Raw genomic sequence first — 24,434 nt, 5'->3', positions numbered from 1 at the left:
CGGCCGGGAGGGTGATCAGTCTCCCGGGGAAGCCTTCCGCCCCCACCGCCGCTTCGGCGTCTCGCCCTTCGCCTTGGCGGCGATCTCCTTCAGCTTGCGGCCCTGCATCGCCGACAGGGCCTGGCCCGGCGCGCCCAGTTCCGGGTCGCCGAAGGCGCGGCCGTGGGTCTTCACCCGCTCGCTGACCGAGTCGATGAACTCGCCCTCCCATTCGGACAGCGAAACGCCCGCCTTCTCTGCCGAGCGGCGGGCGCGTCTGAGAGCATTGAGGGCCGCGCGCTGGGCCGCCTTGCGTTCGGCCTCGAACGGACTGGAAGGCGGCTTCTTCGCGCCGCCCCTGCCCCCGCCGAAGCCGGTTCGCTTCAGGGTCAGATCTCGCCGAGCGCCGACAGGTACAGGTCCAGGATCGCGTCCTCTTCCTGGCGCTTGGCCTTGTCCTGCTTCCGTATGCGGATGACCTTGCGCAGGATCTTGACGTCGTAGCCCTCGCCCTTGGCCTCCAGGAAGACCTCCTTCATGTCGGCCATGACGGCGGCCTTGTCCTCTTCCAGACGCTCGATGCGCTCGATGATGGTGCGCAGCCGGTGCCGTGCAGATGACCATCGAGCCNTCGATGATGGTGCGCAGCCGGCCCTGGGCGGCCGAGGTCAGGACGTCGGGCGAGGAATCGAAGGAAGCGTCGTCGGCCAAGGGAGAACTCCGGATAAAATGCCCTCAAACAGGCCTGGGGCCGACAGGGCGAAAAGAATATGAGGGACGCTAACCACGCCCGGGCGCGCGACTCAACGATGCCTGGGGACGGACGCGAAAAAGGCTGCGGACAAGTCCGCAGCCCTGAAACTTTCGAACCGCGCTGTGGCGCGCGGAAGACCTTTTAGCCCTGCTTCGCCTTGAAGCGCGGGTCGGTCTTGTTGATCACGTACACAACACCCTTGCGGCGCACGACCTTGCAGTCGCGGTGGCGGGTCTTGAGCGACTTGAGCGAGCTGCGGACCTTCATGGTCGTCGTCCTGAGGCAAAGCAAAACAGAAAAGCCGCGGGAAGAACCTGCGGCGGAGCGGTGCGTATAGAGAGGCTTCCCGGAATCGTCAACCGCCGACTGAGGTGACTTTGCCCACGGTTGCGGCAGACTGCGACCCGGACGCCCGGCATGGAGAGGATCGTGACCGACGACCACCGAATCTACCGGATGAGCTTCGCCAGCGTCTATCCCCACTACATCGCCAAGGCGGAAAGGAAGGGACGCACGAAGGAGGAGGTCGACCAGATCATCCGCTGGCTCACGGGCTTCACCCGGGAAGCGTTCGAGGCCCAACTGGCGAAGAAGTCGGACATCCGGACCTTCTTCGCCGAGGCGCCGAGTTTGAACCCGGCGCGGTCCCTGATCACCGGCCTGATCTGCGGCATCCGCGTCGAGACCATCGAACAGCCGCTGATGCGCGAGATCCGCTACCTCGACAAACTCATCGACGAGCTGGCCAGGGGCAAGGCGATGGAGAAAATCCTGAGGCGCTAGATCTCGCACGCGAACCAGGGGATGGCGCCGCTATTGCAGCAACGCTTCCCGCCTCGCGCACTTGTTATGACGGGGCGGCCGCCGGGGACTCTACAGCTACATCATGCGTATCAGCCTTCGACTCATTCTCATCGCCTCCGTCGCCGCCTGCGCCCCCATGCTGCCGGAGGCGCCGCCCGTGCGGCCGACCCCGGCGCCGGCGCCCGTCCGTCCCTCCGCGCCCACGCCGGCCGCGCCGACGCCCGCGCCCGCGGACCAGGCCGGGTTCGAAGGCTGGAAACAGGGCTTCCTGGCCCGCCACGGCGGCGTCCGCCGCGACGCCTACGCCCGCGAGCTGGCCGGCCTGACTCCCGACCCCTCCGTCATCCGCCTTGACGGCAACCAGCCCGAGTTCAGCCGGCCCGCCGGCGCCTATATCCAGTCCGCCGTCTCCGCCACCCGCATCGCCCAGGGCCGCCAGCGCACCGACCGCGTGCCGTGGGACGTTGTTCAGCGGTTCGGCGTCCCGGCCGAGATTCTCGTCTCCATCTGGGGCAATGAGAGCAGCTTCGGCGCCGTCCAGGGCGACTATGACGTCATCCGCTCGCTGGCCACCCTCGCCTTCGACGGCCGCCGCCGCGACTGGGCCGAGGCCCAGCTGAAGGACGCGCTGGACATCGTCGTCGACGGCCGCCGCGACCGGGCGGGGCTGAAGGGCAGCTGGGCCGGCGCCATGGGCCAGACCCAGTTCATGCCCGACAACTATCTGCGCCTCGGCGTCGACCAGAGCGGCGACGGCAAGGTCGACATCTGGGGCTCGGACGCCGATTCCCTCGCCTCCGCCGCCAATCTGCTGGCCCAGGCCGGCTGGAAGCGCGGCCAGGCCTGGGGCTATGAGGTCGTCCTGCCCTCCGGTTTCGACTACGCCGAGGCCGAGGGGCCCCGCCACGACTGGCGCTACTGGGCGGGGCGGGGCGTCACCCTGGCCCGCGGCGGCGCCCCGACCGACGCCGAGGCGCTGGAAGAGGCGACCATTCTCCTGCCACAGGGCGCGCGCGGTCCGGCCTTCCTGGCCCTGCCCAACCACTATGTGATCCGCCGCTACAACAACTCGGTCTCCTACGCCCTTGCCATCGGCCTGACCGCCGACGGCATCGCCGGCAAGCCCGGTCTGGTGGCGACCTGGCCCGACGACGCCCCCCTGTCCCGCGACCAGCGCATTGGCGCCCAGCGGGCCCTGACCGCCCTCGGCTACGACACCCAGGGCGTCGACGGCGTCATCGGCGCCAACACCCGCGCCGCCCTGCGCCGCTGGCAGATCGCCACGGGCCGTCTGGCCGACGGCTATCTGACGGCCGACCTGGCCGATGAGCTGATCCGCCGGGCAGACTAAGGTGGGCCCTTCCCCCATTTCGGGGGAAGGTGGCTCGCGAAGCGAGACAGATGGGGGCTGCCGGTTGCGGGCGCCCTTCGATGATCGTTGCGCCGGAACGAGCCCCCATCCGAGCGGCTTCGCCGCCCACCTTCCCCGAAATGGGGGAAGGATCACGAATCTATAGTCGGATTGGCGAGAAAATATCCCGCCCCTTCAATTGCTTACGCTTTTCCCAAACGGAATTGTCAGCACCCCTGAAAACCCCCTCATAATCTTGTCCATCCCGTCGGTGGGGAGGGCGTCGGATCCACGTTCCTCGATGTCGGCGGGCTGTGGTCGAGCGATGAAGCCCGGGGGCGCTTACGCCGGGGGTCCTTGAGGACGTCGATGGATGGCGTCCGCCTGCTCGCCGCGCGCTTCTTGTGCGGGACCTCTGCGGCGCTTGATGTTTCCGCACGTCTCCCCCCGTCCGGGACCGCAAGGAACCGTCCGGGCGTCGGCAAGGCCCAAACAGGGCCGGCGGCCGGCACGCGCGTGGAAAACGACGACGCGGGGCGGCTGTCTCGTCGAAACGGTAAAACACACAAGCACCGGGCGAGCCCGGTCGCCCCGCGCCCTCCCCAGCTTTGGCGGCCCTTCGCCAGAGCGCGTCGACCCATGCCTGATGGAAAGGAAACCCGTGCCCCGCTGCAAATCACCCCGGCTGACCGATCGCGACGTCATCCGCGCGCTGCAACTCATCCGCCTGGAGGGCCTGCCGACCGGCGAATACGAGCCCATGTCGAACCGCGAGGAAATGTATCTGCGCATCGTCCGCGCCGGCCATCCGGTCGATATCGAGGACTTCGTCCTCTCCAGGCCCCTGTTCCAGCTGGAAGCCGCTGAACGCCGCGCCAACGAGGAAGACGAGGCCGCCTCTGTATCCACATGATCGTTGTTTACCCGCTCCGCCTTCGCTAACCCGGACCAGACCCCTGCCGGAGCCGTCCATGTCCCGTTCGTCCGATCGTTTCGAAGGCACTTCCAACTACATCGCCACCGACGACCTGAAGATCGCGGTCAACGCCGCCGTGGCCCTCGAACGCCCGCTGCTGATCAAGGGCGAGCCCGGCACCGGCAAGACCGTCCTGGCCTATGAGATCGCGCGCGCCATGAACGCGCCCCTCATCACCTGGCACATCAAGTCAACGACCAAGGCCCACAACGGCCTGTACGAATACGACGCCGTCTCGCGCCTGCGCGACAGCCAGCTGGGCGAGGAACGCGTCCACGACGTCCGCAACTACCTCAAGCCCGGCAAGCTGTGGGAGGCCTTCACCGCCCCCGAACGCCCCGTCCTGCTGATCGACGAGATCGACAAGGCCGACATCGAGTTTCCCAACGACCTTCTGCAGGAACTCGACCGCATGGAATTCTACGTCCAGGAGACGGATGAGACGATCCGCGCCGAGGTCCGCCCCGTCGTCATCATCACCTCCAACAACGAGAAGGAACTGCCCGACGCCTTCCTGCGCCGCTGCTTCTTCCACTACATCCGCTTCCCCGACGACGCGACGATGCGGGCCATCGTCGAGGTCCATTTCCCCGGCATCAAGCCGCGCCTCGTCTCGGAAGCGCTGAAGACCTTCTACGAAATCCGCGACACGCCGGGCCTGAAGAAGAAGCCCTCGACATCGGAACTGCTCGACTGGCTCAAGCTGCTGCTGGTCGACGACATCGACCCCGAAACCCTGCGCGAAAAGTCGCCCAACAAGCTGATCCCGCCCCTGCACGGCGCCCTGCTGAAGAACGAGCAGGACGTCCACCTGTTCGAACGCCTCGCCTTCCTCAGCCGTCGCGAAGGCGCGCGGCCCGGCGGCTGAACACATCAGGGGACCGGTTTGAACACCCGCCTTACCGCGATTTCACTGGATTATCGGCCCGGCCCGCTCAGGATGAGACCACGTAAAGGACTCCCGACGATGACCCTTCGTCCCTTTCTCATCCCGACCGTCTGCGCCTTCGCCGCGCTGACGTCCGCCTGCGACGGCGACTCCGTGCGCATCTCCTCGACCCGCACCGAGAACAATGACGCCAAGGGCGTGCTCAAGGTCGTCGACGCCCTGCAATGCCCCCAGACCATGGGCTCCCTGACCCGCAAGGGCTCGGCCCAGGACGGCGGCAAGGTCTGCACCTATGTCGGACCCAAGGGCGCCGAGGTCAGCCTGCATCTCGTCAGCCTGGACGGGACAAATCCCGCCGATGCCCTGAAGGCCTTCGAAACCCGCCTGTCGGGCTCGCTGCCCGCCGCCGCCGCCGAGCTCCGGGCCTCGGCCGACGCCGAAAAGGCCCGCGTCCGCGCCGATGCCGCCCAGGCCGCCGCCGATACGGCCGCCGTGGCCGCCGACGCCGCCGCGGGCGCGGCGGACCAGGCCGCCGCCCAGGCCGATCGCGCCGCCGGCGCCGCCGACCGCGCCTCCGTCCGGGCGCCGGGCGTCAGGATCGAAGCCGCCGGCGACGACGCCTCCGTTCGCCTTCCGGGCATGCACATCGAGACCCGGGGCGATCAGGCCAGCGTCCGCATCGGCGGCTTCCACATCAACGCCAGCGACAGCGACGGCGCGACCCGCGTCACCGGTTCCTCGCCGGCGGGCGGCGGAAGCGGCGACAGCGTCAGCGTCAACGCCCTGAACAACGCCGCCGAAATCCGCACCAGCGCCAGCGGCGAGGCCACCCGCGCCAGCTGGATCCTGACCGACAGCCGCGACTCGGAATCGGGCTGGCGCCTGGTCGGCTATGAGGCCCGGGGCCCGGTCGGCGGGCCTCTGGTTGTCGCCGCGGTCCGCTCCAGGGACACCAACCGCAACCGCGCCTTCGAGGACGCCAAGGACCTGGTCACCCTCAACGTCGGCGAATAAGCGGCCCGGCGGCCCGGCTTCGCCCTTGATCGCATCGCCCCGATGCGTCACCAACCCTGCCCACGACAGCAGGATCAGACCTTGGCCGTAAAGCCCCGCCCTTCCGCGAAACCGCCGCGCGCCTGGCAGCGCATGCTGTCCGGCCGCCGCCTTGACCTGCTCGACCCCTCGCCCTTCGACATCGAGATCGAGGACATCGCCCACGGCCTGGCCCGCGTCGCCCGCTGGAACGGCCAGACCGTCGGCGAACACGCCTTCTCCGTCGCCCAGCACTCCTGCGTCGTCGAGGAGATCGCCGCCCACATCAAGCCGGGCCTCGAACCGAAATGGCGGCTCGCCGCCCTGCTCCATGACGCCTCGGAATACGTCATCGGCGACATGATCTCGCCCTTCAAGGCCGCGCTGGGCGTCAACTACAAGGCCTTCGAGGCCCGGCTGGAGGGCGCCATCCACCTCCGCTTCGGCCTCCCGCCGAAGAATCCGGTCGAGATCAAGACCCTGATCAAGAAGGCCGACGTCGCCTGCGCCTATTTCGAAGCCACCCAGCTGGCGGGCTTCAGCAGGAAGGAGGGCCTGACCCTGTTCGGAGCCCCGCCGGCCGGCTACGACCTGGTCATCGACCCCCTGCCCGCCCCCGTGGCCCAGCAACGCTACCTCGAACGCTATCGCGTCCTCGCCGAGGCCACCGGCGTCGTCCCCGCCCCCGACGCCTGGCATACGGAATAGCCATGGCGGGTCCGGACGAACAGGGCGTCCGCATCGGCCTCTCGGCCGTCGTCATCGCGCTCCGCGACCGCAAGGCCTGCGTCCTGACCACCACCGGCGAGGACGGCGCCGCCGCCCTGCCCTTCGGCCCGTTCGACCCGGCCCGTGACCGCACCTTCGAACGGGCCCTGCGCGACTTTGTCACCGCCCAGACCGGCTTCAGCCTCGGCTTCGTCGAACAGCTCTACACCTTCGGCGACCTGGGCCGGGCCAGCCCCCGCGCCACCCCCGGTCCCGAACGTCGCCGCGAGGTCTCGGTCGGCTATCTGGCCCTCACCGCCGATGCCGCCGACGCGCCCCAGGCCGAGGCCCGCTGGACCCCCGTGCTCGAAATCTTCCCCTGGGAAGACCGCCGCGACGGCGCGCCCGCCTGCGTCGCCCCCCTTATCGCCGGGCTGACCGCCTGGGCCGGGGCTGATCCCCGGCGCCTGGCCCGCATCGAAACCCTCTTCGCCACCACCCCCGCCCACCGCTGGAACGAGGGTCAGGTCCTAGACCGCTACGAACTGCTCTACGAGGCCGGACTGGTCGCCGAGGCCGCCCGCGATCAGGAACGCCCGCCCCTTCCCGGCGCCCCCGGCCGCGCCATGGCCTCGGACCACCGCCGGATCCTCGCCACCGGCCTGGGCCGCCTGCGCAGCAAGCTGAAATACCGCCCCGTCCTCTTCGACCTCATGCCCCCCGCCTTCACCCTGTCCGAGCTCCAGATCGCGGCCGAGGCCGTCGCCGGCCTGTCCCTGCACAAGCAGAACTTCCGCCGCGGCGTCGAACGCACCGGCCTGGTCGAGCCCACGGGCCGCCTTTCCGCGGCGACCGGCGGCCGCCCTGCCGAACTTTTCCGCGTCATCGACGGCGACCTTTCGACCGGCGAGGCCCTCGGCCTGCCGCTGCCCGCGCAGCGCTGACGCGATTTCTCAACCGCCCGCTTGCGGCGCGGCCCGGTCCCCATTAGAGAAGCCGCTCGCTCGACCAAGCGTCCTACGGCCCCGCGGAGAGGTGGCAGAGTGGTCGAATGTACCGCACTCGAAATGCGGCGTGCCTTNGCCCATTAGAGAAGCCGCTCGCTCGACCAAGCGTCCTACGGCCCCGCGGAGAGGTGGCAGAGTGGTCGAATGTACCGCACTCGAAATGCGGCGTGCCTTTGCGGGCACCGTGGGTTCGAATCCCACCCTCTCCGCCACCGGCCCCAATCGCAACGCGCCGCTCGAGCGGCCGGTCGCCCCGGGGCCGAATCCGGTATCTTGACGTCCTTCATGCCGCGCCAGCATAAGGGCCGCCCGTCGGGACGGCGGCCGGCTTAGCTCAGTTGGTAGAGCGCCAGTTTTGTAAACTGGATGTCGCGGGTTCGATTCCTGCAGCCGGCACCATCGCCCCGGGTCAGCCGCCGCCCAGGGCGACCGTGATCCGGTAGACGACGAAGGCGGCCAGATAGGCCAGGCCGAACATGTAGGCCACCATGACCCACATCCATTTCCACGAGTTCAGCTCGCGCTTGACTACGCCCAGGGTGGCCACGCACTGGGGCGCGAAGACATACCAGGCGAGGAAGGCGAGACCCGTCGCCAGCGACCACTGCGCCGCCAGGGTGGCGCCCAGCAGGCTGGTGGCGCTCTCCGGATCGGCCACGGCGTAGACGGTGCCGAGGGCCGCCACGGCGACCTCCCGCGCGGCCATGCCGGGCACAAGGGCGATGACCATCTGCCAGTTGAAGCCGATCGGCGCGAAGATCGGCTCCAGCGCGTGGCCGATCATGCCGGCGAAGCTGTAGTCGATGGCCGGCCCCGTCGCGCCCTCCGGCGGATAGGGGAAGGTCGCCAGGGCCCAGACCACGACCATCAGCGGCAGGATGATCCGCCCCGCCCGCTCCAGGAAGATGCGCGCCCGGATCCACAGGTTGAACAGCACGCTCTTCATGTCGGGGACCTTGTACGCCGGCAGCTCCATCATGAAGGGCTCGACCGCCCCCCTCCAGAACACCTTCCGGATCACGAACGAGACCGCGAGCGCGCTGATGATGCCCGAGGCGTACAGGCCGAACATCACCAGTCCCTGCAGGCTGGCGAAGCCCCAGACCTGCCGGTTCGGGATGAAGGCGGCGATGATCAGCGTGTAGACCGGGATGCGCGCCGAACAGGTCATCAGGGGTGCGACCATGATGGTGGTCAGGCGGTCGCGCTTCGAGTCGATCACCCGCGCCGCCATGATGCCCGGAATGGCGCAGGCGAAACTGGAGAGCAGGGGGATGAAGGCGCGGCCGTGCAGGCCCGCTCCTCCCATGATCCGGTCCATCAGGAAGGCCGCCCGGGCCATGTAGCCGAAATCTTCGAGCAGGATGATGAACAGGAACAGGATCAGGATCTGCGGCAGGAAGACCAGAACACTGCCGACGCCCGAGATCAGGCCGTCGACGATCAGGCTCTGCCAGATCCCGTCAGGGATCGCCGTCGCGACCACGGCGCCCAGCGCCGCCAGCGCACCCTCGATGCCGTCCATCAACGGCGTGGCCCAGGCGAAGACGGCCTGGAACATGACGAACAGCAAGGCGAGCAGGATCACGAGGCCGCCGACCGGATGCAGCAGGACCGAGTCGATCCGGCCGGTCAGGGTGTCCGGCCGTTCGGGCGGACGGACGCAGGCCTTCATGATCCGCTCGGCCTCGCGCGCCGCGCAGCGCAGGGCGTCCGCGTCGGGCGCCGCCCAGGCGTTGGCGGCGATCTGCGGCGCGGCGTCCACCACCCCCGCGACGGCGGCGATCAGTTCGTCGACGCCGCGCTTGCGGGTGGCGACCGTAGTGACGGTCGGGACAGCCAGCTCGGCGGACAGCCGGTCCAGGTCGATTCGCAGGCCCTGACGCTGGGCGATGTCGTACATGTTCAGCGCCAGCACCATCGGGCGGCCGACCGCCTTCAGCTCCAGCACCAGGCGCAGGATAAGACGCAGATTGGTCGCGTCGGCGACGCAGACGATCACGTCCGGCGGGGTCTCGCCGGCCAGACGGCCGAGGACAGCATCGCGCGTGACCTCCTCGTCGGGGCTGCGGGCGCGCAAGGAGTAGGTGCCCGGCAGGTCGAGGACAGACAGGGCGCGGCCGTCCGGCGCGCGGATCAGTCCTTCCTTCCGCTCCACGGTGACGCCGGCGTAGTTGGCGACCTTCTGGTGCGCTCCGGTCAGGGCGTTGAACAGGGCGGTCTTGCCGCTGTTGGGATTGCCGACGAGCGCGACCCGCGCGCTCCGTACCGCCATATCCATCAGGCGGCGGCCTCTTCCGGAAGAAAGGCCGCTTCCGTGACGGCGACCGTTTCGAATCGGACTGTCAGGCTCGCGGCCTCGTGCCGGCGGAGGGCCACGCGCATGTCGTCCACCTTCATCGCGATGGGATCACGGCCGAACAGGCCTTCGTGCAAAAGTTCGACCCGCGCGCCTTCGACGAAGCCAAGCTCGAGCAGCCGGCGCTCCAGCTCCAGACCGTGCTCGTCCGCGGGGCCGTGACCGCCGACCTGGACAATCACGCCGCGATCGCCTCGCCGGGCCTGACTCAGTTTGAGGATATCCGACATCACGCTCGCAACCATGGCCGCGGCTTTCCGCGCCTGTTGACAGTGATTATCAGGTGCGACTGGCTGTCGTCCAGTCCGACGTAACGCCGCACCGGTTGCCGGGCGTCGAGGTTCGGCTATCAAGGGCGGATGTCACCGGAAACCCCCATGACCCGCCTCGTTCTGACCGCGCTCGCCACGCTCGCCCTTGCCGGTTGCGGCGAGGAGGAAACAAGCCCGGCGAAGGCCCCGGCACACCCCGCGCCGACGGCGGCGGAAAAGGCGGCCCTGCTGGCCGCCCTGCCCGCGCCCTATCATCAGGCCGATCTGGAGAATGGCCGCCGCGTCTTCGCCCGCTGCCGCTCATGCCACACCGTCGCCGAGGGCGGACCGAACATGACGGGCCCGAATCTGTACGGCGTTTTCGGGCGGCCTGCGGGGAGTCAGCCGAAATACAACTATTCCACCGCGGTGAGGAACGCCGGTTTCGTCTGGGACGCCGAGCGTCTGGATCACTGGCTGGAAAATCCGCGCACCTTCCTGCGCGGAACCAAGATGAGCTTCCCGGGCATACCCGACGCGACCGACCGTCGGGACGTGATCGCGTATCTGAAGGTCGAGACCGGCTACACGCCACCGGCTGCCTGACTACTCCGCCGCGGCCGGCACGGCGTCGTTGGCGGTGGCCTCGGTGGCTTCCCATTCCTCGATCTTGCGGGCGGTGTATTCGGGCGATTTGGTGAAGCGCGCCAGCACGCCGTAGATCACCGGGACCACGAACAGGGTCAGCAGGGTCGCGAACATCGCGCCGGCGAAGATGACCACGCCGATGGTCTGTCGACTGCCCGCGCCCGCGCCCTGCCACAGCACCAGCGGCAGGGCGCCGAAGGCCGTGGCGATCGAGGTCATGATGATGGGCCGCAGGCGCAGGGTCGAGGATTCGATGATCGCGTCATGGATCGACCGGCCCTGATCGCGCAGCTGGTTGGCGAATTCGACGATCAGGATGCCGTTCTTGGCCGCCACGCCGATCAGGATGATCAGACCGATCTGCGAGTAGATGTTCAGGCTCGAGCCCGCCATCATCAGGCCGAACAGGCCGCCGGCCGCGGCCAGGGGCACGGTCAGCATGATGACCGCCGGCGTGATCCAGCTTTCGAACTGCGCCGCAAGCACCAGGAAGACCAGCAGCAGGGCCAGGCCGAAGGCCGCCGCGACCGCGCCGCCCGCCTCCTGCTGGTCGCGCGCGGCGCCGCCCCACTGGGTGGTGACGACGCCCTGCGGCTGTTCGCGCGACACCCGGGTCATGAATTCCGTGGCGTCGGCCAGGGTCGTGCCGGGGTTGAGGTCGGCGGAGATCGAAATGGCCCGCTGACGGTCCAGCCGCCGCCGGTCCGGCGTATCGCCCGACGTCTGGGTCGTGACCACGGCGGACAGTGGCACCAGTTGCCCCGAGCCGGTGGCGACATACAGGGCTTCCAGATCGCCCACGCTGCGCCGGTCGTCCCTCTGGGTCTGCAGGATGACGTCGTATTCCTGCCCACCGCGCAGATAGGTGGTGGCCCGGCGTGAGCCGAACATGGTCTCCAGCGTGCGGCCGACCGCCTGGGACGACACGCCGAGCGCGGCCGCCTTTTCCGGGTCGACGTCGACCAGCAGGCGCGGCGCGTTGGGCTCATAGTTCAGACGCGGCCGCGAGAAGCCGGGATTGTCCAGCGACGCCGCCAGGACGGGCTGAAGCCAGTTGTAGATGTCCTCGTATTCGGCGCCCGTGACGACCATTTCGATCGAGTTGGAGTTGCCGCCGCCGCGCTGGAAGGCGCCGGGAACCGAGGCGTTGACCTGGGCGTCGGTCTGGCCGCGCAGCTTGCCATTCAGTTCCTGGGCGATCTCGTCGGCGGCCCGGTCGCGTTCCGACCAGTCGCTGAGGATCAGGCTGCCGTTACCCGAGTTGAAACTGCCGCCGCCGAAGCCGGGGGCGGAAATCAGATAGCTGTCCGCCTCGCCGCTGGCCTTGTATTCGGCGAGGATGGGCTCGATCCCCATCATGATCCTGCGGGTGTAGTCGAAGCCGGCGCCCTCGGGCCCCTGGACCCGGATCTGCACGCGGCCGCGGTCTTCCGCCGGAACCAGTTCGTTGGGCAGGGCGAAGAACATGGCCGCCGCGCCGCCGGCCACCCCGAGAACCAGGACCGCCACGCCGACGACCGCAATCCGCTTGCCCAGCAAGGCCTGAAGCGAATTCTGGTAGGAATTCCGCAGCGCCTCCATGGCGCGATCGACCTTTCGCGCCAGCCAGCCTCCGCCCGAAGCCGGCTTCAGAATGCGCGAGGCCAGCATGGGCGACAATGTCAGGGCCAGGAAGGCCGAGAAGGCCACGGCCGCCGCGATCGCCGCGGCCAGCTCCACGAACAGCCGCCCGACATAGCCCGGCAGGAACAGCAGCGGCGCGAACACGGCCAGCAGAACGATGGTCGTCGCCACGACGGCGAAGAACACCTGCCGCGTGCCCCGTTCGGCGGCCACCAGCGGCGGCTCGCCATGGTCCAGGCGGCGCTGGATGTTCTCGGTCACGACGATGGCGTCGTCCACCACCAGGCCGATGGCCAACACCAGCGCCAGCAAGGTCAGAAGGTTCAGGGAGAAGCCCAGCGGGGCCAGGACGATGAAGGTCGACAGCAGACAGATCGGCGCCACGATCGACGGAATGAAGGCCGCCCGCATGCTGCCCAGAAATATGAAGTTCACCAGCGCCACGAGCGCCAGCGAAATGCCGATGGTGATCCAGACCTCGTCGATGGCGTGCGAGGTGAAGACCGAGTTGTCGGAGCCGACGACCAGTTCGGCGCCCTGCGGCAGGCTGGGGCGGACCTGCTCCAGCATCTCCTCGACGCCCCTGGAGATGGCCAGGTCGTTGGACTGGGCCTGACGGGTGACGGCCAGACCGATCTGGTCCTGTCCATTGCCGCGGAACAGGCGGCGATCTTCGGCCGGAGCCTCCTCGATGCGGGCGATGTCGCCCAGTCGGGTGACATAGGCGGACTGGCCCTGGATGGCGCCCGAAGCGCCGCTGGGCAGGGCCGTCGCGCTCGAGGCCGCGCCGGTCTGGGCGGTCGCGGCGCCGCCGGAGCCGCGCGTGCCGATGGGCAGCTGGCGGAAGTCCTCGGCGCGGGCGTAGGTGCGGGCGACGCGGACGGTGTAATCCTTCTGGCCAGACTCCAGCTGGCCCGCCGGCAGTTCGACGTTCTGGGTCGTGAGGGCCGTTTCGACATCGTTGACGGTCAGACCCCGCGCGGCCAGGGCGGCGGCGTCCAGCCAGATGCGCATGGCATAGCGCTGCTCGCCGTAGATCTGGACCTGGGCCACCCCCGGCACGGTCGCCAGGCGGTCGATCAGATAGCGGTCGGCATAGTCCGTCAGCTCCAGTCGATTCATGGTCGTGGAGCGAAGGAACAGGATCATGATGGGCTGGCTGTCGGTGTCGGCCTTGGACACCTCGGGCGGCTGGGCCTGATCCGGCAGGCGCCCGACGACACGCGACACCCGGTCGCGCACATCATTGGCTGCGTCGTCGATATTGCGGTCCAGCGAGAACTCGATCGAGACGTTGGATCGACCGTCGCGGCTGGACGAGTTAATCCGCTCCACGCCCTGGATGCCGGCGATCTGCTGCTCGATGGGCTCGGTGATCCGGCTTTCGATCACCTCCGCGGAGGCGCCGGCGTAGCTGGTGCTGACCGAGACGATGGGCGGGTCCACATCCGGCAGCTCGCGTACCGGCAGGAAGAAGAAGGCCGCGGCCCCGATCACGCACAGCACGATGGCGGCCACCGCCGCGAAGACCGGGCGGCGGACGGCGAGATCGGACAGCATCATCGGGCGGCGCCCCTTGCGGAAGCGGCGCCGGCCGGACGACGTCCGCCCTGGCCGGCGACGCTGACCGGCGCGCCCGGCTGGATGCGATTCAGCCCCGAGCCGACGATCCGATCACCGACGTTCAGCCCGGACACGATCTCCACGAATCCGCCTTCGACCGAGCCCGTCTCGACCTCGACCCGCTGGGCGGTCGAGCCCTTGTCGCCTTTGGCGATGCGATAGACGAAGGCCCCGTCGCCTTCGTACTGCACGGCCGCCTCGGGCGCCGCCGGCGCGGTGCGCTGGCCTTGCTGGACGGCGACCCGGACCGCCATGCCGGGACGGATGCGTCCGCCGGGATTGGGAATTTCGGCCCGGGCCGTGACGGCGCGGGTCTGTTCGTTGATGCGGGTGTCGATCAGGGCGATGCGTCCAGTGAAGACCTGGTTGGCATAGGCGTCGATCGTCGCCGTGATCGGCGTCCCGGCCCGCAGCACGCCCAGGTACCGCTCCGGCACCGGGAAATCGACGCGGACGACATCGATGTCGTCCAGTGTCGTGATGATCCCGCCCGGATTGACCAGCGTGCCCGCCGTGACAGAGCTGAGACCCAGGACACCGGCGAACGGCGCCCGGATCAGCCGGTCGCCGCGGCGCGCCTGGGCGGCGTTCAGCGAGGCCCGGGCCGTGGCCAGCGATGTTTCGGCGTCCTCGGCCGTCACGCGCGGGGCGATGCCGCGGTCGGCCAGAGCCTTGTAGCGGTCGTACTGCCGCTGGGCCTGGGCCACCTGGGCCCGAGCCTCGATGATGCCGGCGTCCTCTTCGCGCGCCTGCAGTTCGACGAGGGGCGCGCCCGCCGCGACCCTCTGGCCGTCGGTGAAAAGGACGCGGGTGATCAGTTCGCTGGTGGAGGAGGTGATGTTGACCGACCGGCGGCCGCGCGCCACGCCCAGGACCCGGATTTCGTCGGTGAAGGAGCGCGCGCCGACCACCGCCTCGGACACCGTCTGTCCGCGCCCGCCACCGGGCCCGCCCCGGCCGCCGGGACCCCCGCCCGCCTTCTCGTCGCCGGCGAAGGCCATGCGCAGGATGACCGCCACGACCATCAGGCCCAGCAGGACGGCGGCGGCGGCGAGGAAGAAGTGGCGTTTGATCACGCGGAGGGCTCTCTGGCGATGGGACGAGCCGACTTAGCGGCTGACGCCGTCGACGCAACTAGAGTCCCTGTAACGGCTGCTGTTTGCGTTTCCGTCGCCGCGAGCCGCGCCGGAATGTCGCGGTCAGAACCGGCGCCACAGGGCGATGACCGGTCCACCGCTTTCGGGCGTCTCGCGGCCGGCGATCGCCTGACGCCATCCGGCCTGCAGACTCCAGTCGCCCAGATCGCGGACCACCGAGGCCTCGACCGACAGCCAGCGGGGGCCGGCGTCGTCGGCCTGTCCCCCATAGGCCTGGGCCAGCACCATCCAGTCGTCACCGAAATGCGCGCCGGCCGTGGCGTCGACCCGGGTCTCGTCCGGCAGCCCCTGACGCATGCGGCGGGCGGCCTGCAGTTCGACAAACCCGCCGCTGGAACCCCAGCGCCCGCCCGATCCGCCGAACGACCGCCCGACCGAGGCCCGCAGCTCCCAGTCGCTGTCGCCCTGCCCCGGGGCGGCGTAGCCGGCGTTTCGACCCTCGCCGCCGTCCGCATAGCCCGCGTAGAGGCTGACGGCGGCGCGGTCGTCGCGCCAGGCCTGCCAGGTGACGCCGATCTCGAGCGGACCGCGGCCTTCATAGTCGATGAAGGCGTCCTCGCCCGATTGCCAGTCGCCCTTGAACTGTACCGTCAACCGGTCCGTGACGCCGTATTCGGCGAACAGGCTGAAGGCCGAGTCGCGGCGTTCGGCCGGCAGGTCGGCGAGGGAGCCGTCCATGTCGAAGCCGCGGTCGGCTCGCATATCCTCGTATTTGACGATCACCTGCCCTTGCCCACCGGGCTGGGTCCAGGGGCCCGCCTCGGCGGTCCCCGCGCACGCGAGAGCCGCCAGTCCGAACAGCAGCCCCCCGGCCGGTCTCAAGCGTCGTAGCCCGGGGATTTCCGGTCCAGCATCCGCAGCGCGCCGGGCCAGGCCAGGGCGGAGACGAAGCCGATCCCCCTGCCCTGCTCCTTTGTCTCGGCCTGGGCGGCATCGGGCGCGAACAGCACATGCTCCCGCCCGCCCGACAGCGCCGCCACCTGCTGGGCGCACGCGCGCTCGAGGAAGAACATGCCGATCCAGGCCTGTGCCGCCGTCTGGCCGACCGCGAGGGTGCCGTGATTGCGCAGCAGCATCAGCGGCCTGTCGCCGAGATCCGCCACCAGCCGCTCACGCTCCTCCAGGTTCAGGGCCAGCCCCTCATAGCCGTGATAGGCGACCTGGTGCTGCAGCAGGCAGGCGTTCTGGCCGATCGGCAAGAGGCCCTCCTGCTGCGCCGCCACGCCGACGCCCGCCACGGTGTGCAGATGGATGACGAAATGCGCGTCCTCCCGCGCCGCATGGATGGCGGAGTGGATGGTGAAGCCGGCCGGATTGATGAAGCTGGTCGTCTCCTGAACGATGTTCCCGTCCAGATCGACCTTCACCAGTGACGAGGCGGTCATCTCCTCGAAATACCAGCCATACGGGTTGATCAGGAAATGGCGCTCGGGCCCGGGGACGCGCGCCGAGATGTGTGTGAATATCATGTCGTCCCAGCCGTGCAGGGCGACGAGCCGGTAAAGCGCCGCCAGCTCGACGCGGGCGTTCCACTCCGCCTCTGACACCCTCGACTTGAGCGTTGCTGTCGCGCCGTCGGCCATGATCGCTTTCCCTGTGGTGGCGCACGCTCGCGCCGGGCGACGCCGACGTCAAGATTCAGCTTCCGTTAACCGCCTCTTAGCCCCGTCGTCCCAGGATGGGTCACGTCGAATCCCGTCGGTTCATCGGAGACGTCCGTGGTCCTCGTTCAACTGGTCCCCCCCGTCCGCTCCGAGGCCGCCCTTCCTCGGGCCAGCGAGCTACTGAACCTGGCTCGCAACAGCACTCCGGATGCGCGGCAACGACTTCTGCTGGGCGTCGTGGCCCTGTGCGACGCCAGTCCGCCCTCGGGCGAACTCTCGCCCGTTCTGGGTGAAATCTTCCTGACCCTCGCTCGCCAGGCCGAGCGGGAGGTGCGCAAGGTCCTGTCCGAGAAGCTGGCGCATGCCGACTGGGCGCCCGCGGCGCTGGTGAACGTCCTCGCGCTGGACGAGATAGAAATCGCCCGCCCCATTCTCGCGGCAAGTCCCATTCTGCAGGACGACGACCTGCTGCGCGTGATGATCGAGTCGTCGCTGGAGCACAAGATCGCGATCGCGCGCCGTCCGCAGATCAGCGGGCGGGTCGCGGACGCGGTGATCGAGCGCGGCGAGCCGGCGGTGCTGACCGCCTTGGCCACCAACCGGACGGCCGAGCTGAGCGCCGACGGCATTCGCCGGCTGGTCGACCATTCGCGCCGTATCGCCGCCCTCCGGGCGCCGCTGACGCGCCATCCGCGCCTGACCGAGGAGCTGGCGGAGCAGATGTACCATTGGGTCGGCACGGCGCTGCGGCAGTCGATCTCCGCCCGCTTCAATGTCGATGAAAAGGCGCTGGGCGCCGCGGTCTACGACGCTGTCGAAGGCGTGATCCGCCACGCGCGCGCGGACGACGTCCTCCCGCAGGACGATCCCGACCGGGACGAGATGGAACGGCGGCTGATCGACAAATTGCAGTCCGCGGGACAGTTGCGGGCCGGCTTCCTCATCCGCGCCGTCCGCGAGAAGCGTTTGAGCCTGTTCGTCCATGGCCTGGCCGCCCTGGGCGGTTTCGCGGCCGGGGATATCCGCGGGGCGCTGATCGCCCCGACGCCGGAAGCCCTCTACTACGCATGCGCGGCCGTCGGCATCGACCGCGCCGTGTTCCCGACCCTGCTGGCCGAGTTGCGCAAGCTCAACCAGTCCCTGCCGGGCGACAGGGGCGACGCGGTCTGGCTGCGCGGCGCCCTGTCCGCCAACTCCGCGGCACGCGCGTTCCGCGTGCTGGTCGCCGATAGTCACCGCGCACTCAAAGCCGCCGTTTGACTTCGCCGGCCGGCTCGGCTTGCGTGGGCGGGTGAGCGAACTCCCCGATCCGGACCTGCGCCTGGCCTTCGTGGCCTCGGACCGACCCGAGGCGCAGGCCGCCCGGGAACGGCTGGCGTCCCTCTATGGCTCCGTCGAGCCCGACCAGGCCGAGGTCATCGTCGCCCTGGGCGGCGACGGCTTCATGCTGGAAACCCTGCATACGGTCATGGACCGGCGCATCCCCGTGTTCGGGATGAACCGGGGATCCGTCGGTTTCCTGATGAACGACTATGGCGAGGAAGGGCTGCGGGAACGACTGGCGGGCGCCGGGCGGGCGGTGATCCACCCCCTGCAAATGGACGCCTGGACCGAAGCCGGCCAGGTCCACAGCGGGCTGGCCATCAACGAGGTTTCCCTGCTTCGACAGACCCGTCAGAGCGCCAAGCTGCGCATCAGCGTCGACGGTCGCGTGCGCCTGGAGGAGCTGTCCTGCGACGGCTGCCTGCTGTCCACGGCGGCCGGATCGACGGCCTATAACCTTTCGGCGCACGGCCCGATTATCCCGCTGGATTCGCGGGTGCTGGCCCTGACTCCCATCAGCGCCTTCCGCCCGCGTCGGTGGCGGGGGGCCCTGCTCCCGCATCAGGCCAAGGTCTGTTTCGAGGTGCTGGAGGCGGACAAGAGGCCGGTCAGCGCCACCGCCGACAGTTTCGAGGTCCGCCGCGTCGCGCGCGTCGAGGTCCGGGAACGCCGCGATATCGCCCTGACCATGTTGTTCGACGCCGGACGATCGTTCGAGGAGCGGGTGCTGGCCGAACAATTCGCCTCCTGAGGCCGTGCACGGTTTTTTAGGGACAGAGGCCCAGACTGCCGCCAATCCACTTCAGGAGTCCGCCGTGAGCAACCCGGCCCAGGTCATTCGTCCGCCGAACACCCTTCGCATGAAGGTCGGCGGAGCCTTTGGCGGAATCGACGCCGGGGCCATCGCCAAGGCGGAAGCCGCTCTCAAGGCCATGTCGTCCCAGTTCGGCCAGTGGCTGCAGGACGAGATCGTCAAGCTGGACAGCGCCCAGGCCGACATCCGCCGTGAAGGCTACAACCCCCAGACCGCCGAGGCGCTGTATTTCCGCGCCCACGACCTGAAGGGCCTTGGCACGACCTATCAGTATCCGCTGGTGACCCGTCTGGCGGGCTCGCTTTGCCGGATGATGGACGACCCGGTCAAACGCATGGCCGCCCCGGTCGTCATCCTTGACGCCCACATCGACGCCATCAAGGCTGTCGTGCGCGACCAGATCCAGACCGACGACCACCCGGTCGGCCGGGTCCTGGCCGAAACCCTCGAAGCCCGCGTCGCCGAACACCTGGGCTGACCGGCCCGTTCCGGCCGAAGTCAACGCCCGCCTGACCGGCGGGCGTTCTGCCGTCAGGCGGCGGCGGTGAGCCGGGCCTTGGCGGGCAGCGGATCGTGGTCCAGCCGCTCCATCAGATAGGCCAGATCCTCTCGCGGCGCGTTCGGCCGCTGGGTCAGGAACCGTTCCAGCATCCGGTGACGGAAGTCGTCGCCCGACGTATCCACCCCCTCGGCCTGAAGCTGGCGCCAGGTGTCGACCCCGGCGCGGAAAGCCTGAAACAGACGCGGCGGCAGGCCTGCGCGATCATAGACGGCCTTGAGACCGAGCGGGCCGGCGTCATGGATCATCAGCGATGCGCGAGCCAGCGGGGTTCCGGCGAGTTCGGCCACGCCGTGCTCGAACAGGGTCATCTGCCCCCGGGCCAGCGCGCGAAGCAGCAGCGACGGGGTCAGGGTGCGGCGGGCGTTCAGACTGGCCACGAACAGCGGCAGGTCCGCATGGCTCGCCGCCTGATCGACCAGATCGACCGTGGCCCGCTCACGCGCGAAGGCGGAAAGGCGGATCGCCGTCTCCGGCGCGACGGCATGGCGGGTGACCAGGTGTTCCCGCACCGCGTCGGAGGCCAGCTCGACCAGTCGCTCGGTCACCGTCAACGGCAGCACCTGACGCCAGGCGATGGCCGCCACGATCTCGGGCGAGGCCCCAAACCGGTCGATGCAGCGCCCCAGGGCGGCTTCGGCCACATCGGCGTTGTCGTTCGCCGCCAGTGCCCGCACGGCCTGTTCGCAGCCCACTTCAGCCACCGCCCCGGCCACGTCCCGGCCGACCTTCGGACGGCTGGCGACAGCCACCTGCCGGACGGCCGACCCGGCCCGTACGATCTCGATCAGGTCCTCGTCGGTGAAGACGGGCGAAAAATTGATCATCGGCAGGGCCACGCTGTCCACGTCGGCCGCCATGCGCCGCGCCACATCGCGGGGAATCAGGTCCGAGGCCTTCAGCGTCACCGCCATGGCCCGGCGGACCAGTTCGGCCGCGTCCTGGGACAGCATGCGCAGGATCTTCTGCGCCGCCGCCCGGTCGTCCTCGCCGAGGGGGGCCTTGTCCATGCTGCGGCACAGCTTGTGGGCCGCAGCCGCGCGCTCGTCCTCATCGGTCGCCTTGATCAGGCGATGGATGTCGATTTCGGTCAGACGGGCGCGATAGGCGGTCATGGGCGATCCAGGCAGTTGCCGGGCAACATCAACCCGTCATCCCTAACGGGCGGTTTACCATCACCGGATTCGCGATCAGATGCGCGTCTCCGCCTCCGGCCCGAAAGCGCCGCCGAAACCGCCGTTCTTGCCCTCGCCGTCCTGTCCCAGCAGCAAGGCCAGCAGGCTCTGATCCTGTTTGAGCCGATCCAGACGAGCGGCGAGCATCTGGTCCCGCTCGGTCAGATCGGGGGCCGTCTGACCGGAACCGGAAGCGGCCGCCGGCGCCCCGTCGCCGGCGCTGCGCTGCAGATTGGCGTGAACCTCGGCCACCGTCGCCGGCCGGCCGTCGCGATAGAAGATCGACCGGTTGGCCGACGCGGCCTCGGGGAAGATGGCCGCCGCGGGACTTCCAGGCCGCCGGTCCATGGCGTCCATCAGCTGGGCGGCGCCCGCCGGTCCGAGAAAGTGAGCGGCGTAGAGGTCCCCGGCCCCCGGCTCACGGCCCGACCGGCCGCGAAGATAGGCGGCGTTGGAGGCGGTCAGCTCGGCCGCCATGGTCGAGGCTGCCTGGGGATCGAAGCGAAGGTCCAGCACCACGTTGCGGGCCGAGCCCTCGACGCGCCAGCGGCCGTCGCCGCCACGATAGATCAGGTCGGCGTACTGGCCGTAGCCGTGCTTGGCGCCGTGCGCCTTCACCGTACCCAGCCAGGTCTGTTCGATGAACTGGAACAGGCCGGCGGCCGATGACGTCCGGGCCTTGGCCGACGGGTTCATCGCGCTTTCGCGGCGGGCCGTCCGGACCAGGAAATCGGCGTCCACGCCAGTGGCGTTCGAGGCGCGCCGGATGGCCGCCTCGACTCCGCCAGAGGAAGGAATCGCTCCGATGTTCATGAGTCACGAGGCTGGGGGACCGTGGTTAATCAAATCCTAACGCCAGGATTAACGTCCACAGTCCCTTAACCCTGGCCGGTGGTGCGCGGTCCGGTGGCGTTTCCATGGCCACGCTCGTCCAAAACTTGCCGCAAGACCAGCGCTCAACTTCCCCGTGGGACGCTGTGGGGACGGCGAGAGACAGGGAGTGACGGCCATGATGATGACGACCGCTGGCGGACCCGGACTGGTGCATCCGCTCGATTTCAACGAACGCAGACGACCCCGGTTTTCCCGCGCGACCTGGATCGCAACGGGGATCGTGGTGGCGGCTCACGCCGGATTGGGAGTCGCCCTCTACTATCAGCGGTTCGAGATGCCGGCCGTGGCCGTCCCGACTGAGAGAAAGCCCATCGAAGTGATCTTCCGGCGGTCGCCTCCTCCTCCGAAGCCGGTCGAGGCGAAGACCCCTCCGGCGCCGAACCCCAACGTCAACGACACACCGATTCCCACGACGCCGGTCGAGACCCTGCCGACGGCCTCAACCGACAAGCCAGTCGGCGATACGACAGTGTTCACGATGGACAGGCCCGTCGACATTGTCGTGCCTGACAGCCCTTCCGCCGAACCGGTGGACACGCCCGCGCCGTTGATCCGGAACCCCAGCTGGTCGCGCCAGCCGTCCGCCGCCCAGATGATGGAAGCCTATCCGAAGCGGGCGCTCCAGGCGGAGGTCGAAGGCTCGGCCTCGCTGAACTGTCTGGTCCTGCCCACGGGAGCGGTGACGGACTGCAGCGTCACGCGTGAGACGCCCGGCTACGGGTTCGGTGGCGCGGCGCGGAGCCTGTCGCGCCATTTCCGGGTCAACCCGCGCACCGTGGACGGCGCGGCGGAGGGGTCGCGGGTCAGCATCAACCTGCGCTTCACCCTGCCGGAAGACTGATCAGGCGAACCTGAGCGGGTCGAGGGCGGCGGCGTCCGCCACGGGCGCCCTGCCCTCGACCCCGTCGGCGACGACCTGGGCGACCAGCGGCCCCAGCAGCCAGCCGTTGCGGAACGGGGCCAGGGCCAGGTGGAGGCCTGGCTCGCCGGCGGAACCGGCCAGCGGCAGGCCGTCCGGCGAAGCGCCCCGGACCCCCACCCGTGGCGACCCGGCCTCGCCTGCGGCGCCAAGCAGGGCCAGGCCTGCCGTCACGCGGCGCGCCGACTCGGCCAGGTCCGGTTCGATATCCCGGCGCCCCCGCTCCATGGTGGCCCCGATGACCACGCCCCCGGCGGCGGGGACGATATAGAGGTCGGGAGTCCGCAGCGTCCGCGGCGGCGGGGGAGCGGAAACCGGCGTCAGTTGGCCGCGAAAGGGTTCGACGGCGGCGACGGCGGCGGCGGCCCGCTCGGGCAAGCCCGGAAGCGGGGCCGCGACGCCCGTGGCGAGCACGACCGTCGGCGCGAACCATGTCCGCCCGTCCTCGGCCTCGACCCTCCAGCGACGCGCATCGGCGGACAGGCGCGCCACGGAAGAGCGAATGACGGTGACGCCGGGGGCGCGGGCGAGCGCCTTGAGGGCGGTCGCCACCTCGACGCGCCAGTCCTCGGGCGAGGTCAGTCCCGCGGGGCTGCGGCTGGCGGCGAAGCCCATGGCGGCCAGGCGCGTGAGGGCTGCGGGGATGTCGGGACCGCGCCAGTCGACGCCGTCGCGATGCAGGGTCAGGCCAAAGGTCTCGGCGAAGCCCGGCCACCGGTCGCGGGCGCGCTTCAGCAAGGCGGCCCGCTCGGGCGTGGAGTCGTCAGACAGGCTTTCCAGCGCCGGGGCGATCATGCCGGCGGCGGCGGAGCTGGCATTGGGGCCGCCGGGGTCGATGACGGTGACGGCATGCCCCCGCGCGCCCAGCTCGGCGGCCGAACACAGGCCGAGCACGCCGGCGCCGATGACGATTACATCCGGGGAAGAAGTCACGGGCGACCAGATCGACCCCCCGCGACTGGAATGCAAGCCTACTCCGCAGCAATCGCGGCGGCGCGGTTCGCGTCAATGCGAGCGGTGAGAGCCTCGTGCTGGTCCCACAGGGCCTGCGGCAGGCGGTCGCCGAACTGGGCGTAGAAATCCGGGATCAGCGAGGCCTCCTCGGCCCAGACCTCGGCATCGACGTCGAGCAGGATCGACAGGTCGGCGTCCGAAAGCGTCAGGCCCGTCAGATCCAGCGCCTCGCGCGTCGGCACACGGCCGACCGGCGTATCGACGGCCGCGGCCTCGCCGTCCAGGCGTTCCGAAATCCACTTCAGGACGCGGGCGTTGTCGCCGAAGCCCGGCCAGACGAATTGGCCGTCCTCGTTCTTGCGGAACCAGTTGACGAAGTAGAGGCGCGGCAGGTTCGCCGCCTCGGTCTTCCCGGCCATCGACAGCCAGTGGGCGAAATAGTCGCCCATGTTGTAGCCGCAGAACGGCAGCATGGCGAAGGGATCGCGGCGCAGGGTCCCGATGGCGTTCTCGGCCGCGGCGGTGCCTTCCGAGGCCACCGAGGAGCCCATGAAGACGCCGTGCTCCCAGTCGAAGGCCTCGGTCACCAGCGGCACGGCCGAGGCGCGGCGGCCGCCGAACAGGATGGCGTCGATGGGCACGCCCCGGGGATCTTCCCATTCCGGCGCGATGGTCGGGCACTGGCTGGCCGGGGCGGCGAAGCGCGCGTTCGGATGCGCGGCCGGCTCGCCGGACGCGGCGTCATGGGCGGCGCCTTTCCAGTTCGTCAGGCCCTCGGGCGCCTCCCTGGACAGGCCTTCCCACCAGACGTCGTTGTCATGGGTCAGGGCGGTGTTGGTGAAGACGGTGTTGGTCGCCATCGTCGCCAGGGCGTTGCCGTTGGTGTTGCGGCTGGTGCCGGGAGCGACGCCGAAGAACCCGGCCTCCGGGTTCACGGCGTACAGGCGGCCGTCGTCGCCGAAGCGCATCCAGGCGATGTCGTCGCCGATGGTTTCGGCCTTCCAGCCGGGGATGGTCGGCTGGAGCATGGC

25 protein-coding genes and 3 tRNA genes are annotated in these 24,434 nt (G+C 69.5%); 15 read left to right on the top strand and 13 right to left on the bottom strand.

All coding sequences use genetic code 11. The features are described from left to right. Positions 1–15: 15 nt before the first annotated feature. The 3 genes from ASD25_RS16865 to ykgO all read right to left on the bottom strand — a co-directional run bounded on the left by ASD25_RS16865 (position 16) and on the right by ykgO (position 1,000). The gene (locus ASD25_RS16865) at positions 16–366 is read right to left on the bottom strand and encodes a hypothetical protein (RefSeq protein WP_156377036.1); all 351 of its coding nucleotides are present in this window, start codon (positions 364–366) and stop codon (positions 16–18) included. Positions 367–368: 2 nt separating this feature from the next. Continuing rightward, positions 369–581 carry a DUF2312 domain-containing protein gene (locus ASD25_RS16860; RefSeq protein ID WP_200943651.1) on the bottom strand — a complete coding sequence of 71 codons (213 nt, stop codon included), beginning with the start codon at positions 579–581 and terminating at the stop codon, positions 369–371. Between the two features lie 293 nt (positions 582–874). Continuing rightward, positions 875–1,000, bottom strand: a complete 126-nt coding sequence (ykgO, locus tag ASD25_RS16855; RefSeq protein WP_055832286.1) for a type B 50S ribosomal protein L36 — start codon at positions 998–1,000, stop codon at positions 875–877. Positions 1,001–1,189: 189 nt separating this feature from the next. Here ykgO and ASD25_RS16850 point away from each other — a divergent pair, with 189 nt between their 5' ends. From ASD25_RS16850 to ASD25_RS16810, 10 genes are all read left to right on the top strand, one after another. Next, positions 1,190–1,516, top strand: coding sequence for a DUF2200 domain-containing protein (locus ASD25_RS16850; protein ID WP_235561824.1), 327 nt, complete (start codon positions 1,190–1,192; stop codon positions 1,514–1,516). A 103-nt stretch (positions 1,517–1,619) separates the two neighbouring features. Further along, complete coding sequence (locus tag ASD25_RS16845) at positions 1,620–2,888, top strand: lytic murein transglycosylase (RefSeq protein ID WP_055832282.1); 1,269 nt, start codon at positions 1,620–1,622, stop codon at positions 2,886–2,888. 646 nt (positions 2,889–3,534) lie between these two features. Further along, positions 3,535–3,801 carry a hypothetical protein gene (locus ASD25_RS16840; RefSeq protein ID WP_156389365.1) on the top strand — a complete coding sequence of 89 codons (267 nt, stop codon included), beginning with the start codon at positions 3,535–3,537 and terminating at the stop codon, positions 3,799–3,801. Positions 3,802–3,859: 58 nt separating this feature from the next. Next, complete coding sequence (locus ASD25_RS16835) at positions 3,860–4,732, top strand: MoxR family ATPase (RefSeq protein WP_055832278.1); 873 nt, start codon at positions 3,860–3,862, stop codon at positions 4,730–4,732. Positions 4,733–4,831: 99 nt separating this feature from the next. Further along, positions 4,832–5,767: a hypothetical protein gene (locus ASD25_RS16830; RefSeq protein ID WP_055832276.1), complete on the top strand. Its 936-nt coding sequence runs from the start codon at positions 4,832–4,834 to the stop codon at positions 5,765–5,767. A 132-nt stretch (positions 5,768–5,899) separates the two neighbouring features. Next, the gene (locus ASD25_RS16825; RefSeq protein ID WP_055832274.1) at positions 5,900–6,493 is read left to right on the top strand and encodes a YfbR-like 5'-deoxynucleotidase; all 594 of its coding nucleotides are present in this window, start codon (positions 5,900–5,902) and stop codon (positions 6,491–6,493) included. Positions 6,494–6,495: 2 nt separating this feature from the next. Beyond that, entirely contained in the window at positions 6,496–7,437 is a 942-nt protein-coding gene (locus ASD25_RS16820; protein ID WP_055832271.1) for a hypothetical protein, read from the top strand. Positions 7,438–7,522: 85 nt separating this feature from the next. Beyond that, a tRNA-Ser gene (locus tag ASD25_RS30555) sits at positions 7,523–7,604 on the top strand. An 18-nt stretch (positions 7,605–7,622) separates the two neighbouring features. After that, positions 7,623–7,712: transfer RNA gene (locus tag ASD25_RS16815), tRNA-Ser, on the top strand. Between the two features lie 111 nt (positions 7,713–7,823). After that, positions 7,824–7,899 (top strand) — tRNA-Thr (locus tag ASD25_RS16810). 10 nt (positions 7,900–7,909) lie between these two features. On the opposite strand, the gene ASD25_RS16805 is transcribed toward ASD25_RS16810, so the two are convergent. Continuing rightward, positions 7,910–9,781, bottom strand: coding sequence for a ferrous iron transporter B (locus ASD25_RS16805; RefSeq protein WP_055832269.1), 1,872 nt, complete (start codon positions 9,779–9,781; stop codon positions 7,910–7,912). Further along, entirely contained in the window at positions 9,781–10,089 is a 309-nt protein-coding gene (locus tag ASD25_RS16800) for a FeoA family protein (RefSeq protein WP_055832333.1), read from the bottom strand. The genes ASD25_RS16805 and ASD25_RS16800 overlap by 1 nt, the downstream gene beginning before the upstream one ends. 147 nt (positions 10,090–10,236) lie before the next feature. Between ASD25_RS16800 and ASD25_RS16795 the strand changes: the two genes are divergently transcribed. Next, the gene (locus ASD25_RS16795) at positions 10,237–10,716 is read left to right on the top strand and encodes a cytochrome c family protein (RefSeq protein WP_055832267.1); all 480 of its coding nucleotides are present in this window, start codon (positions 10,237–10,239) and stop codon (positions 10,714–10,716) included. Here ASD25_RS16795 and ASD25_RS16790 read toward each other — a convergent pair whose 3' ends face one another. The 4 genes from ASD25_RS16790 to ASD25_RS16775 all read right to left on the bottom strand — a co-directional run bounded on the left by ASD25_RS16790 (position 10,717) and on the right by ASD25_RS16775 (position 16,744). Further along, positions 10,717–13,941 carry an efflux RND transporter permease subunit gene (locus ASD25_RS16790; protein WP_055832265.1) on the bottom strand — a complete coding sequence of 1,075 codons (3,225 nt, stop codon included), beginning with the start codon at positions 13,939–13,941 and terminating at the stop codon, positions 10,717–10,719. Further along, positions 13,941–15,080, bottom strand: coding sequence for an efflux RND transporter periplasmic adaptor subunit (locus ASD25_RS16785; RefSeq protein WP_055832264.1), 1,140 nt, complete (start codon positions 15,078–15,080; stop codon positions 13,941–13,943). The genes ASD25_RS16790 and ASD25_RS16785 overlap by 1 nt, the downstream gene beginning before the upstream one ends. 123 nt (positions 15,081–15,203) lie before the next feature. Beyond that, the gene (locus tag ASD25_RS16780) at positions 15,204–15,983 is read right to left on the bottom strand and encodes a hypothetical protein (RefSeq protein WP_235561822.1); all 780 of its coding nucleotides are present in this window, start codon (positions 15,981–15,983) and stop codon (positions 15,204–15,206) included. Beyond that, positions 15,980–16,744: a class II aldolase/adducin family protein gene (locus ASD25_RS16775; RefSeq protein WP_055832262.1), complete on the bottom strand. Its 765-nt coding sequence runs from the start codon at positions 16,742–16,744 to the stop codon at positions 15,980–15,982. The genes ASD25_RS16780 and ASD25_RS16775 overlap by 4 nt, the downstream gene beginning before the upstream one ends. 135 nt (positions 16,745–16,879) lie before the next feature. On the opposite strand from ASD25_RS16775, the gene ASD25_RS16770 reads away from it, so the two are divergent. The 3 genes from ASD25_RS16770 (at position 16,880) to ASD25_RS16760 (ending at position 19,380) form a co-directional block, all read left to right on the top strand. After that, a complete protein-coding gene (locus tag ASD25_RS16770; RefSeq protein WP_055832260.1) occupies positions 16,880–18,025 on the top strand; it encodes a DUF2336 domain-containing protein in 1,146 nt (381 codons plus the stop codon). A gap of 31 nt (positions 18,026–18,056) precedes the next feature. Then, positions 18,057–18,839: an NAD kinase gene (locus ASD25_RS16765; protein ID WP_055832258.1), complete on the top strand. Its 783-nt coding sequence runs from the start codon at positions 18,057–18,059 to the stop codon at positions 18,837–18,839. Between the two features lie 64 nt (positions 18,840–18,903). Then, positions 18,904–19,380 carry an Hpt domain-containing protein gene (locus ASD25_RS16760; RefSeq protein ID WP_156377029.1) on the top strand — a complete coding sequence of 159 codons (477 nt, stop codon included), beginning with the start codon at positions 18,904–18,906 and terminating at the stop codon, positions 19,378–19,380. Between the two features lie 53 nt (positions 19,381–19,433). Here ASD25_RS16760 and ASD25_RS16755 read toward each other — a convergent pair whose 3' ends face one another. Both ASD25_RS16755 and ASD25_RS16750 read right to left on the bottom strand, forming a co-directional pair. Continuing rightward, entirely contained in the window at positions 19,434–20,576 is a 1,143-nt protein-coding gene (locus ASD25_RS16755) for a DUF2336 domain-containing protein (RefSeq protein WP_055832256.1), read from the bottom strand. A 75-nt stretch (positions 20,577–20,651) separates the two neighbouring features. After that, on the bottom strand, positions 20,652–21,449 hold the full coding sequence (locus ASD25_RS16750) for a transglycosylase SLT domain-containing protein (protein ID WP_055832255.1): 798 nt from the start codon (positions 21,447–21,449) through the stop codon (positions 20,652–20,654). A gap of 196 nt (positions 21,450–21,645) precedes the next feature. Between ASD25_RS16750 and ASD25_RS16745 the strand changes: the two genes are divergently transcribed. After that, entirely contained in the window at positions 21,646–22,371 is a 726-nt protein-coding gene (locus ASD25_RS16745) for a TonB family protein (RefSeq protein ID WP_055832254.1), read from the top strand. On the opposite strand, the gene ASD25_RS16740 is transcribed toward ASD25_RS16745, so the two are convergent. Both ASD25_RS16740 and ASD25_RS16735 read right to left on the bottom strand, forming a co-directional pair. Then, on the bottom strand, positions 22,372–23,382 hold the full coding sequence (locus tag ASD25_RS16740; protein WP_200943650.1) for an FAD-binding oxidoreductase: 1,011 nt from the start codon (positions 23,380–23,382) through the stop codon (positions 22,372–22,374). Between the two features lie 38 nt (positions 23,383–23,420). Further along, positions 23,421–24,434 (bottom strand): phosphoenolpyruvate carboxykinase domain-containing protein (locus tag ASD25_RS16735; RefSeq protein ID WP_156389364.1); only part of this gene is annotated, 1,014 nt, incomplete at its 5' end.

The sequence above is a fragment of the Brevundimonas sp. Root1423 genome (assembly GCF_001426805.1).
The sequence above is the reverse complement of the archived record's forward strand: the minus strand, read 5'-3'. Positions and strand labels throughout refer to the sequence as shown.